The 12,099-nt window shown below is 27.6% G+C and carries 11 protein-coding genes and 1 pseudogene; 9 read left to right on the plus strand and 3 right to left on the minus strand.

Translation table 11 applies throughout. The features are described 5' to 3' along the window. The first annotated feature begins 86 nt into the window (after positions 1-86). The 6 genes from HGD80_RS01480 to HGD80_RS05370 all read left to right on the plus strand — a co-directional run bounded on the left by HGD80_RS01480 (position 87) and on the right by HGD80_RS05370 (position 7,418). On the plus strand, positions 87-2,102 hold the full coding sequence (locus tag HGD80_RS01480) for a DNA topoisomerase subunit B (protein WP_219475285.1): 2,016 nt from the start codon (positions 87-89) through the stop codon (positions 2,100-2,102). 84 nt (positions 2,103-2,186) lie between these two features. After that, complete coding sequence (gene gyrA / locus HGD80_RS01485) at positions 2,187-4,694, plus strand: DNA gyrase subunit A (RefSeq protein ID WP_219475287.1); 2,508 nt, start codon at positions 2,187-2,189, stop codon at positions 4,692-4,694. Between the two features lie 94 nt (positions 4,695-4,788). Beyond that, entirely contained in the window at positions 4,789-5,289 is a 501-nt protein-coding gene (gene tsaE, locus HGD80_RS01490; protein WP_219475289.1) for a tRNA (adenosine(37)-N6)-threonylcarbamoyltransferase complex ATPase subunit type 1 TsaE, read from the plus strand. A gap of 79 nt (positions 5,290-5,368) precedes the next feature. Next, the gene (tsaB, locus tag HGD80_RS01495) at positions 5,369-5,959 is read left to right on the plus strand and encodes a tRNA (adenosine(37)-N6)-threonylcarbamoyltransferase complex dimerization subunit type 1 TsaB (RefSeq protein WP_219475291.1); all 591 of its coding nucleotides are present in this window, start codon (positions 5,369-5,371) and stop codon (positions 5,957-5,959) included. 1,048 nt (positions 5,960-7,007) lie between these two features. Beyond that, positions 7,008-7,259: a hypothetical protein gene (locus HGD80_RS01500; protein ID WP_219475293.1), complete on the plus strand. Its 252-nt coding sequence runs from the start codon at positions 7,008-7,010 to the stop codon at positions 7,257-7,259. Between the two features lie 27 nt (positions 7,260-7,286). Continuing rightward, positions 7,287-7,418, plus strand: a complete 132-nt coding sequence (locus tag HGD80_RS05370) for a hypothetical protein (protein ID WP_264081097.1) — start codon at positions 7,287-7,289, stop codon at positions 7,416-7,418. A 323-nt stretch (positions 7,419-7,741) separates the two neighbouring features. Here HGD80_RS05370 and HGD80_RS01505 read toward each other — a convergent pair. Both HGD80_RS01505 and HGD80_RS01510 read right to left on the minus strand, forming a co-directional pair. Further along, a pseudogene (locus HGD80_RS01505) lies at positions 7,742-8,640 on the minus strand (IS3 family transposase). Between the two features lie 366 nt (positions 8,641-9,006). Next, positions 9,007-9,429 carry a threonine synthase gene (locus HGD80_RS01510; RefSeq protein WP_219475294.1) on the minus strand — a complete coding sequence of 141 codons (423 nt, stop codon included), beginning with the start codon at positions 9,427-9,429 and terminating at the stop codon, positions 9,007-9,009. A gap of 266 nt (positions 9,430-9,695) precedes the next feature. Here HGD80_RS01510 and HGD80_RS01515 point away from each other — a divergent pair, with 266 nt between their 5' ends. From HGD80_RS01515 to HGD80_RS01520, 3 genes are all read left to right on the plus strand, one after another. After that, the gene (locus tag HGD80_RS01515; RefSeq protein ID WP_219475296.1) at positions 9,696-10,826 is read left to right on the plus strand and encodes a Rep family protein; all 1,131 of its coding nucleotides are present in this window, start codon (positions 9,696-9,698) and stop codon (positions 10,824-10,826) included. A gap of 161 nt (positions 10,827-10,987) precedes the next feature. Continuing rightward, positions 10,988-11,125 carry a hypothetical protein gene (locus tag HGD80_RS04780; protein WP_225904404.1) on the plus strand — a complete coding sequence of 46 codons (138 nt, stop codon included), beginning with the start codon at positions 10,988-10,990 and terminating at the stop codon, positions 11,123-11,125. Between the two features lie 70 nt (positions 11,126-11,195). Further along, on the plus strand, positions 11,196-11,405 hold the full coding sequence (locus tag HGD80_RS01520) for a hypothetical protein (RefSeq protein ID WP_264081098.1): 210 nt from the start codon (positions 11,196-11,198) through the stop codon (positions 11,403-11,405). Between the two features lie 212 nt (positions 11,406-11,617). Here HGD80_RS01520 and HGD80_RS04785 read toward each other — a convergent pair whose 3' ends face one another. Beyond that, positions 11,618-12,067, minus strand: coding sequence for a hypothetical protein (locus HGD80_RS04785; RefSeq protein ID WP_225904405.1), 450 nt, complete (start codon positions 12,065-12,067; stop codon positions 11,618-11,620). Positions 12,068-12,099 lie beyond the last annotated feature (32 nt).

Raw genomic sequence — 12,099 nt, forward strand, 5'->3', positions numbered from 1 at the left:
TTTCATGTTTTACAATTTTATTTTTATTCTTTATTCTTTAATCTATTTTTAATATTTTATAAATTTACAAAAAAGGAGCTATTCTTTTGAAAAATTACAATGCCGATAGTATTCAAATTTTAGAAGGTTTGGAAGCAGTTCGCAAACGACCAGGAATGTATATTGGTTCAACCGCTCAAAAAGGACTTCATCATTTAGTCTGGGAAATCGTTGATAATTCCATTGATGAAGCTTTAGCAGGACACGCTAACAACATTACTTTAGAAATCCTACCTGGAGAAATTATTAGTGTTTCTGACAACGGTAGAGGAATCCCAGTTGATATTCACCCCAAAACAGGAAAACCAGCAGTAGAAACAATTCTAACTACTCTTCATGCTGGAGGAAAATTTGACAGTTCTTCTTACAAAGTTTCAGGAGGACTTCATGGTGTAGGAGCCTCTGTGGTAAATGCTCTTTCTACTTGGTTTACTGTAGAAATTCATCTCAATAAGCAAATCTATTTTCAAAAATACGAAAAAGGAATTGCAGTTTCGCCTTTGGAAGTAATTGGAAAAACTAACAAACGAGGAACTACTATCCAATTTTTAGCAGACCCTGAAATTTTCCAAGAAACTACCATTTATAACTTTGATACTCTCAAAGAAAGAATGCAACAATTATCTTTTTTAAACAAAGGTCTTAAATTAAACATTGCTGACAAAAGATACGAAAAAGAAATTGTTTTTAACTTTTACCATGAAAAAGGTTTGCAAGACTACCTAGATTTTATTAACACTAGTCACAAACAAACTCCTTTTCACGAAATTTTTTATCTGGAAAAAGAATCCCAAAAACTAGTTTTTGAAATTGTCTTTGAATACACTACCAAAATTCGTCCCCCTAAAAAAGATGCACAAGGAAACGAAATAGAAGAAAAAGAAGGCAAAGATGCTATTCCTAACTACACCCAAAGCCAAAAAATCTTTTCTTTTGTTAACAATATTCCTACTCATGAAGGAGGAACTCACGAAGAAGGCTTTAAACTAGCCCTAAACCGTGTTATTTCTAAATATGCTAAGGAATTCAATCTTTTAAAAAAAGACGAACATTTATTAAGTGAAGACATCTTAGAAGGAATTACTGTTATTATTTCTTTAAAACATCAAGACCCTCAATTTGAAGGACAAACTAAAGCCAAACTAGCAAATACTGAAGTAAGACAAATTACATCCCAATTATTTGGCGAATTTTTAGAAAAATATTTATTAGAACATCCCCAAGATTCAAGAAAAATAATTGATAAATGTCTTCTTTCTGCAAATGCCCGTCTAGCTGCTAAACGTGCTCGTGAAGTAGTAAGAAACAAACCCCTTGATTCTTTAGGTTTTGCCTCCAAATTAGCTGATTGTAGAAGTAAAGACCCTCATATTTCTGAACTCTACATTGTCGAAGGAGATTCAGCGGGCGGTTCTGCTAAACAAGGAAGAGACTCACGTTTTCAAGCTATCCTTCCTTTACGTGGTAAAGTCCTTAATGTAGAAAAAAGTCTAGATGCCAAAATTCTTACCAATAAAGAAATTAAATCCTTAATACAAGCAATTGGTGCAGGAATTAACATTGGTAAAGGCAAAGACTTTAATATGGATAAAATCCGTTATCACAAAATTATCATTATGACAGATGCCGATGTTGATGGAGCTCACATAAGAACTTTACTATTAACTTTCTTTTTCAGACATTTCCGTAAATTAATTGAAAAAGGCTACATCTATTTTGCTCGTCCTCCTTTATACAAATACCAAAAAGGAAAAGGCGCTCCAAAATATTTTTATGATGAAAAAGCCAAACAAACTTTTGCAACTAAAAACAACTTAAAAGATGGTTTCCAAAGATACAAAGGACTTGGAGAAATGAATCCTAATCAACTTTGGGAAACAACTATGGACCCAGAAACTCGTACTCTTCTCAAAGCAAGCCTCAAAAATGCCCTTAATGCTTTAAGTGATGAAGAAGCCTTAATGGAAGCAGACCAAACTTTTAACATGTTAATGGGAGAAAAAGTCTTACCAAGAAAAAACTTCATCTTAGAAAAAGCCTTAGAAGCTGATTTAGACGTTTAATTATAAATAATTATTTTATACAACTAAAACTAACAAACTATAACATTAAATAACAACTAATATATATTTAAAAAGAGGTTAAAAATGAGCGACCAAAAAACTCAAAACAATGAAGCCAACAACAACAAAGACCACGATCATGGCAACATTCAAGAAGTAAACTTAAGCGAGGAGATGAAAAAATCCTTCTTAAGTTATGCAATGAGCGTAATTGTATCAAGAGCTTTACCAGACATTAAAGATGGCTTAAAACCAGTCCAAAGACGTATTTTATATAGTATGAAAGAATTAGGCGTCTACAGTCACGCAAGCTACAAAAAAGCAGCTCGTGTAGTTGGGGATATTATGGGTAAATACCATCCTCATGGAGGCCCAAGCATTTATGATGCAATGGTAAGAATGGCTCAAGATTTTAGTTACCGTTATCCTTTAGTAGACGGTCATGGAAACTTTGGTTCAATTGATGGCGACAAAGCAGCAGCTATGCGTTATACTGAAGTTAAAATGGCAAAAATGGCAATGGAACTAATCAAAAACATTGACAAAGACACAATTGATTTTGTTGATAATTACGATGGTACTGAAAAAGAACCATTAGTACTTCCAACAGCTCTTCCCAACTTATTAATTAACGGAGCTACAGGAATTGCAGTAGGAATGGCAACCAAAATCCCTACTCATAATTTAGGCGAAGTCATTGATGGTTTAATTAACTACATTAATAATAAAGACGTTTCCATTGATGAATTAATGCAACACATCAAAGGACCTGATTTTCCTACTGGTGGCGAACTTTTAGGCTTACAAAGTTTAAAAAGCGCTTATCACACCGGACAAGGAGCTGTTATCTTAAAGGCTAAAAGTCACGTTTCGGAAGAAAGAGGAAAAACTTCAATCATTGTTACAGAAATTCCTTATCAAGTCAAAAAAACTGATCTAATTGAAAAAATTGCTTTTCTAGTTAAAAACAAAATAGTAGAAGGAATCACAGACCTTAGAGACGAATCCAGTCGCAAAGGAATGAAAATTGTAATCGAACTTAAAAGAGACGCAAACAGTAAAATTATTCTTAACAAGCTTTACAAACATTCCCAATTAAGAATTTCTTTTGGTATCAATATGGTTGCCTTAGTTGGAAAAACTCCCCAATTAGTTTCTTTAAAACAAATCTTAGAAGCTTTTTTCAATTTCCGCATCGAAGTTATTAACCGCCAAAAAAGCTTTGAACTCAAAAAAGCAAGCGCAAGAAAACATTTAGTAACAGCTCTTATCACTATTTTAGAAGACATCGAAACTGCTATTAAACTCATCAAAACTTCTACAGATGTCAAAGAAGCCCAAAGCAAATTAATGCAAAGGTACAATTTTGATGAAATACAAAGCAAAGCCATTTTAGAAATGAGCCTCCAAAGACTTGCTAACCAAGAAACTCAAAAACTTATCACTGAAGAAAAAAACCTCAATCAAGAAATTTTAGAATGCCAAAGTATCATTGATTCCCAAAAGAAAAAAGAACGCATTTTAGAAAAAGAACTTCTAGAAATGAAGAAAAAATACCAAGATGACAGAAAAACTACCCTCAATTTTGATGCTCCCCTAAACTTTGAAGACGAAGACTTAATCGAAGAAAAAACTATCATTATTACAATTACTAACAAAGGCTACATCAAAAGCATGGATATTGATACTTACAAACAACAAAAAAGAGGTGGGCAAGGCGTTTCTGGTATGAAAATCTACGAAGAAGACTTTATTGAACATCTAGCAATTACTTCTACTCACGATTATCACTTATTTTTTACTAACAAAGGCAAAGTCTATCAACTCAAAGGCTACGAAATTCCTTTAGGTCAAAGACAATCCAAAGGAAGCCATCTTGTTAATTTCTTACCATTCGAAAAAGACGAATTTTTAACTTCTTTTACCAGTGTTAAAAACTTTGATCAATCCCAAGATTACTTATTCTTTGCTACCAAAAAAGGCATAGTCAAAAAAACACCTCTCAAAGAATACAGCCACATTTCCAAAAGAGGTCTTATTGCAATTAGGTTAAAAGAAAACGATGAAGTCCTTACAGTAAACAAAACCACAGGCACTAAAAATATCATTCTAGCATCTAACAATGGCAATGCTATTTGTTTTTGTGAAACCAAAATTAAAAGTATTAGTCGCAACAGCATGGGTGTAATTGGAATGCGTCTTGGAAGTGATGAATTCTTAGTAGGAGCTGCTTTATTTGACACTGATTCCAAAGAACAAAACATTTTAGTAATGACTGAAAACGGCTTTGGGAAAATCACCAATGTCAATCAATACCGCATTCAAGCGCGTAGTGGCAAAGGCTCTAAAACTATCAAAGTAAACGACCAAAAAGGAAGACTTATTACCCTACAAGTTGTCCTTCCTACAGATGATCTTATTGTTTCTTCTGACAAAGGACAAGTAGTAAGAGTAGCAATTGACCAAATTACCAAAACCAAAAACAAAGCTACCCAAGGAACGCGCATCATCAAATTAAAAACAGGTCATAAAGCAGTTTCAGTAGCAGTTGTCAAAAAAGAAGTACTTGATGTAGATGGCGTAGAAAATTAATTTTAAACCAACAACAAAAGACAAAACACCAAAGAAAAAAGAACAAAGGTCTTATCATATTATTTTAATCTCATAATTAAAGGTCTAAACGCATATGAAAACCAAAATATATTTAGAAACAATTACTAATACCCCAAAAGAAACCCAAATATTAGGTTACAATTTAGGAAAAAAACTCATCAATCAAAAAAAAAACACTCCCAAAGAAAAACAAAGCAAAACAATCATTTTATTACAAGGCTCTTTGGGTTGTGGAAAAACTATCTTTACTAAGGGTTTTATTAAAAGTTTTGTCATCCATCAAAATGTTTGTAGTCCTACTTTTGTCATTTCTAAAACCTACAAGAACAAATTGCACACTATTTATCATCTTGATTTATATAGCACAGACCTTGAGACTGAATTTTTAGAAGAACTATTAGAAGACCTTACTTATCAAGATTTTGTTATAGTAGAATATTTTCAAAATTGCAGTTACCTTTTTCCTGATTTTGCTTTTTTAGTAGAAATGACATTTTTAAATGAAATTCAAAGAAAAATTACTATCTATCAAAATAGCAACCTTGATAATAAAAATAAAAGTGGATCAAAATGATATGCAAAATACTTATTCCAAAAACAACCTTTAAATTTTTTTGCAAATCTCTAACCAAACTTTTGAAAGCGATACGACAATGAATCACAAAAACATTTTAATTCTAGATACTGCCACCAAAAGCCAAATAGTTATTTTAGTTATCCAAGGAAAAATTACTACTTTCAAATCCCGCCTTGGCAAAAACGATTATGTTCCTTGCATGATTCCTTTAATTGAAAGTGTCTTACAAGAAAATAATTTAGGTCTAACCAACTTAGATGCTTTAATAGTTGGTGTGGGGCCTGGTTCTTATACTGGCACTCGTGTAGCAGTTCTTACAGCCAAAATGTTAGCCTTCAACTTACAAATCCCTTTATACCAAATAAGCAGTCTATTACTTTTATCTAGTGGTTATTCTTATGCTTCACTTACTCCTTTAATTGATGCTAGAAGTAATGCTTTTTTTGCTTTAAGCCTCAAAGAAAACCACATTTACTTAAACGAAGATAGATTTGAAAGCAGTTTCTTGCAATCTTTTCCTAATCATTTATTAATTGAACCAACTACTATCAAAATAGATTTTTGCACCATCAAACAATTTGCAAAAATTGTTTCCAATTGCCATTTATTAGTTCCTAACTACTTAACCAAAACCCAGGCAGAACGCAATTTAGAAAAAATCGATTGACAAAAAAAGTAAAAATATTTTTAAAAAAATTAAATAATCCCAAAAAGAGACTTTTGAAGTCTCTTTTTTTATATATAAAATTGCAAGGAAAACACTCATGATATACAGATTAGTGAGCAAAAACTTGTTTTTTTGTGATAAAATGACATTAATAGCAAGTTTTTTATTTTTTTGAACTGCTGTGGCAAATTTGTAAAAAGATGGGGTTAAAAAAATGTAAAAATGTACATACAAAATAACAATTATTTTTTCATTTCAATATTTACTTTTTGGTTTTAAAAAAATATATATTATTATTTAATTTTTTTAGTTTTAATGATTACAATTATTTTTATTTTTTTTAAAAAACATAAAATAAAAAAGGATCTATATTATAAAAATGAATAATGCAAAAAGAAAAAAATAATTTTATTTAAAAGTATCTAAATTATATTTATTAATTTCTTTATTATTTTTTATATTAAAAATTACTTATGTTTTTGCAACAACTAATAAGGAAACACAAACATACACTTCATCCAGTAGAACATATAAACCTCATAATGAAGGCGAAGAAAAACAAGTAGACTGGGGAAATCCTAATACTTGGGATAAAGTTTATGATTCTAATAATAAACAAATTTCAAAAAGATATTTTAAAGAAGGCAGCGACGAAGATAACAAACAAGTTAATTGGGATCGCGATAAAACTTGGGATAAAACGTATTATGATGGCAACTTTGCAGAAGAAGTTCAAGCTGAAGAATATATATTAACTGAAAGGCATTACACATCAAATAGCAAAGAATATAAAAAAATAGTTAATTGGAATCACGATAAAACTTATGATATAGAATTAAAAATTATTAATAATAGACCTTATAAATTAAATAAAAGAAGTTACCTCAATGACAATAAAGAAATAAATTGGAAAAGCCCTAATACTTGGAATAGAACTTTAGATGATAATAGTGGACATACATTAAAACAAAGACATTTTAAAACCTCAGAAGATGATATTTATTGGGAACATAAAGAAACTTGGAATAAAGAATATCAAGATAATGAAATGACAAAACAAACATTTTTTAATTCAGATGGAAGCAAAAAGACAACCAGTTATAGTTCAAGTTCCGAAGATGATGATAGTTCTATGAATGTGGTTCTTGCAGATGGCGATGCTTCTATGGATGTGAATTCTGAAGATGATGGTGGCTTTGTACCTTTGGATTCCTTTGGTAATAAGGATGATAATGTGGTAATTACATTTGTAGATGATTCTAAAAAGAAGTCTTGGAACAAGATGAAAATAACAATATAAAAAAACAAAGACGTTATACAATAGAAGATGATAAAAAAAGTAGATTGGGAAAATGATGAAACTTATGATGCCGAATATGATGAAAATAATATAAAAATATCTGAAACACATTATTTAAGAGACAGCGAAAATGAAGATTGCGCTGTTCCGTTTTTTTAGACATTTTTTTATTTCAAAATTACTCTTTAAGACTTAAAATTAAATAGATAATTTCATATCTTTTCAAATTAACAAATAATTTCATTAAACTTAAAAAGTGTCTAATGTTTTTTAATAATTTGCTAGTTTCAAAAGATATTTTTTTAATATTTATCCTTACACTATATAGTTAGGGCAAAATAACAAAAAACTCACCATGAAAAAGACATAGATTAAATTTTTTTACACAATAATGCGGAATTTATTGTTTTTGGTAGAAAAAAATGTATGAAAAAAAACAACCTTTTTCCAAAGGTTATAAGTTTATATATTATTAACAAATATTATCTATTTTGCAAATACTGTAAGGGTGATAAATTATTTAATTTAGTTAATAACCATTTATTATTCCAAAAAGAAGGAAATTGATTGATAATTTTTTTGATTTTAGTTGAGGTTTTTTGAAATAAAAAAGGATGTTGGTTGAATAAAATACTTTTCATCTGGCCAAAAGATTTTCAATGACAGCGTTATCACGTGGGTTTGCTTTGCGAGACATACTAATTAAAAACCCTTTTTTAGTTAATTTTTTTTGTACTTTTAGAGATTGATAAACTTTACCTTGGTCAGAATGAATAATACAAGGGTTTTTTAAAGTAGGAATTTTTTTGATTGTATTTAAAATTAATTCTTTATTTTGTCGGTTTGAAGTGTGGGAGGCAATAATTTGATTATTAAAAGAATCAATAATACACGAAAAATAAATAAATCCTTGGGGAGTGGGAAAATAAGTAACTTCGGTAAATAGTTTTTGCATGGGTTGGGAGGTAGTAAAGTTTTGATTAATTAAATTTGGGATTACTTTGAGGTTAGATTTTAAATTTTTATAATAATATTTATTTTTTTTAGGCCTTAACTTACAACAAATATTATTTTCTTTCATGACAAGATAAACTTTTTTCTTAGTAATAAATTCATTAAAAATTTCTTGGTATAAATCAGTAATTTTACGATGACCGTAAAAATATTCATGTTGTAAACATAAAGTTTGAATACGTTGTTGTTGCAAAAAATATTTTGTTTCTTTTAATTTTAACTTTTTTTCAATTTTTAGCCAATAATAATAAGTACTTCGATTAATACGAATTGTTTTTAAAATGGTAGTTAAATTTAGGTCTTTAACAAATTGTTTAACCAATTGAAAAACTATTTTTTTATTAATAGTTTTAATGTGAGAAATCATATTTTATAATAATCTTATTTTTTTCTTTAATTTTTGCATTATTAACACCAATTATCTTAATATTTTTTATTAATTCCAAAAATAATTATAACTAAAAAATGCATTAAAAATTAATTTTAAAATATATTTATTAAATTATTATATAATATGATTAGTATTCAAAGACGAGCGTAGCGAACTAGGCGGCCAGCCGAAGTACAACCAAATTAACTCTTACCCTCCTCCTATAAAGTCCCCTTTGGGGATTTAGGGGTTGGTTTTTTTATACCCAAATTCGCTATTTTTTCATAATCAATTTTAATAAATTTACATTTTTTTGTTTACATAATTAATAATTTTAATATTTTTAATATTATGAAGAAATGGTTAAAAATCACATAAAAAAATATTTAATTTTTCTTGCATACTAATTATTTTTGATTGTTCATATAGAGGTTTGATTATAAAATCTTCTCTATTTAGTATTTTTTCTAAAAAATTATTTTTAATTAATTCTTTATCTTCATGAAAAAATATATTTATATTTTTATTATTATTATAATATTGGCTTTTAAAAAAAGAACTATTAATATTTCCTCCTAAAATTATATTATAAGATAAATTAAATTTATTCATTATACTGTTGCACAAAGAACGAACTCCTATTCTTGAACGATATTCTATGATGAGATTTTTAGGATATGTTTGATCGTTTTGTTTTTCAAAAAAAATTATTATTTCTTTTTTAATTTCGTTATCTTTAAATGATTCTAAGTCATAAATTTTTGAAAGTTCATTAAATTTATTCATATTTTTTTACCTAACATTTTATATTTTTCGATATTTTTATTTTAACATTTTTTTATATATATAAATTCTTTATTTTTTTCTTTAGGGGGGGTAACTCTATACCAAAAGGTAAATCTGTCCACTTTTTATAATTTACTTTTCGCGCCTTTGTCGTGTTAGACGATAAAGGAGTAGCGAGAACGAACCAACCGCCTTTGTCGTGTTAGACGATAAAGGAGTAGGTTGGAGAGTCAATAATTAAAAAATATTAAAAGGAATCTAATAAAATGAAATTACGAATATGCGAACTTGTTATTAATAGTAATTTAATTAATCAATCAAAAATTGAAAATATTTTAGAAGCTAAAAAAAAAGCCATTCAAAATTATGCTTTTATTCTTCACGATAAAGATATTTATCAAAATGAAAAAGAAGCTCAATTGAATGGTAAAAAAATTGGAGATATTAAATCCCCTCATTGGCATATATATTTAAGATTTAATTATTCACAAGATACTAAACATATCTCTCAATGGTTTAATACTCAAGAAAACTTTGTATCTAAAATAAAAGGTAGATTTAGTGATGCCTTAATGTATATGATTCATGCTAATAGGTCTGACAAACATCAATATGATGAAAAAGAAGTAGTTAGTAATTTTGATTGGAAAAGTGAGTCTCAACAAGATATTTTTAACAGAAAATATAAAATGGATGCTCGCTTAAAAGAAATTTTATCTAGAATTGCATCAGGAGATATTAAAGAATATAATATTACAAAAGAAATTAATATTATAGAAAATAATATCTATTCTGCTGCAATAGAAAAAGCATTTAAGTATAGATCTAATACTTTGAAAGGAATTGAAAGAGACATGGAATGTGTTTTTATCACTGGTAAAAGTGGTTCAGGTAAAACTACTCTTGCCAAAAAAATAGCCAAAGACAAAAATTATCAAACTTATATTTCATCTGGTAGTAATGATATTTTAGATGATTATCGTGGTGAAGAATGTATTATTTTAGATGACCTACGTTCTAATTGTTTAGGTTTATCAGATTTATTAAAAATGTTAGATAATAATACTGCATCATCAGTTAAGAGTCGTTATAAAAATAAAGTTTTAGAATGTAAATTAATTATTATTACTACTGTTAAAAGCATTGATGATTTCTTTGAAGATATTTTTAAAAAAGATGAAAGCATTATTCAATTAAAACGTCGTTGTAAATTACACATTAATTTAGATTCTAAATATATTACTTTTAAAGTTTGGAATCCAGTAAAAATGGAATATAATAAACCTTATAAAAAACCAAATACTTTATTAAATAAATTTCAATTAAAAGCTTTAAGTGAACGAGAAGCCAAAGATTTTATTAAAAAAGATTTAAACATAAATTTAGATGAAGATTAAATTAAAGAAAAGAGTGTTATATTATGTTTTATAAATTATATCAAAAAAAAAATATCTGATTTTAGTATAGAAGAAATAAGAGATTTATTTTTTAAATTATATAATAATGATGAAGTTCATACAATTTTATTAGGTGCTAATTCTTGCATTGAAAAACACCCTTGTATTTATCAAAGCAATTTGTCATTAGAATTACATCGCAACAATATAAGTGCGCAGAACTTGCAGCTATTGTAAATGAAGCTACCATCTTAGCTACTAAAAATAAACAATTAGAAATTAATATGAAAGATTTATAAGAATCCATTGACAAAGTGAGTATAGGTCCTGCCAAAAAAATCACGCAAAACTGAAGAAAAAGAAAAAATCATGACAGCTTATCACGAAGCAGGGCATGCCGTTATTGTAATGAAACACCCTCATTCAGAATCCAAAGTAAGAACCATTATAATTACTCCAAGAGGAGGAGCTCTAGGTTATGTGTGGCACACTTCTGATAAAGAATATTTTAGTCAAACCGAAGATAAATTAAAATATGTTATAGTTTGCTCTCAAGGGTTTTTTGTAGGCGATTACTGAGTTTTTTAAAAATATTGTTTCTTTTAAAAAAAAATCTTTTTCTTATTACTTATATTATAGCATTAATAATTTTAATAATTTAAAGTTTTTTTAAGTTTTTTAAAATTTATAAATAATTTTATTTATTTTTTTCCAACAACAAAAGCCGTCTAATAATTAGACAGCAAAATTAACTAAAAATATTGAATTTAAAATAATTTAATCAAATTAAATTAAGATGAAATTTGAAAACTTTGAATATAATTATTTTCAAGATATCTATACCAATATTGACATTCAACTTTATTTAATATTTTAATATCTTTTTTTTCATAATCTTTTTTAAGTTTTAATTTAAGTTTTTGTAACTTAAAATATTTTTTAAAATTCTTATTAAGAAAATGATTTTTTGGTTGAATACCAGATAAATTTAAACTAAAATAATTAGAATTTTGAAATTGTTGTGAATTCATATAAGATTTACACAACAAAGTCAAATTATGTTGAATTTTAATATTTTTTCCATTAACTCTTTGTTTAATATTCCATTCAAATATATTAGAAAAATTAAAATTAACCACTGGAAATGGACTTAATTCTATTTCTTTAATTATATCATAAGGAAATAATGCAAAAAAAGATTTTTGCGGACAAGTAAAACATGTACGAGAAAATCCAAACAAATGACGACTATAAAAATCAATTCCTTTATTAG

Origin of the sequence: Paulownia witches'-broom phytoplasma, assembly GCF_019396865.1 — a bacterium.
GTDB lineage: Bacteria > Bacillota_I > Bacilli_A > Acholeplasmatales > Acholeplasmataceae > Phytoplasma > Phytoplasma asteris.

Bases quoted from the DNA above. Each gene is read 5' to 3' on its own strand.
- HGD80_RS01510 (WP_219475294.1), bottom strand. From the start codon at position 9,429: ATGAATAAATTTAATGAACTTTCAAAAATTTATGACTTAGAATCATTT.
- HGD80_RS01500 (WP_219475293.1), top strand. From the start codon at position 7,008: ATGACAAAACAAACATTTTTTAATTCAGATGGAAGCAAAAAGACAACC.
- HGD80_RS01515 (WP_219475296.1), top strand. From the start codon at position 9,696: ATGAAATTACGAATATGCGAACTTGTTATTAATAGTAATTTAATTAAT.
- tsaE (WP_219475289.1), top strand. From the start codon at position 4,789: ATGAAAACCAAAATATATTTAGAAACAATTACTAATACCCCAAAAGAA.
- HGD80_RS01520 (WP_264081098.1), top strand. From the start codon at position 11,196: ATGACAGCTTATCACGAAGCAGGGCATGCCGTTATTGTAATGAAACAC.
- gyrA (WP_219475287.1), top strand. From the start codon at position 2,187: ATGAGCGACCAAAAAACTCAAAACAATGAAGCCAACAACAACAAAGAC.
- HGD80_RS05370 (WP_264081097.1), top strand. From the start codon at position 7,287: ATGATAAAAAAAGTAGATTGGGAAAATGATGAAACTTATGATGCCGAA.
- tsaB (WP_219475291.1), top strand. From the start codon at position 5,369: ATGAATCACAAAAACATTTTAATTCTAGATACTGCCACCAAAAGCCAA.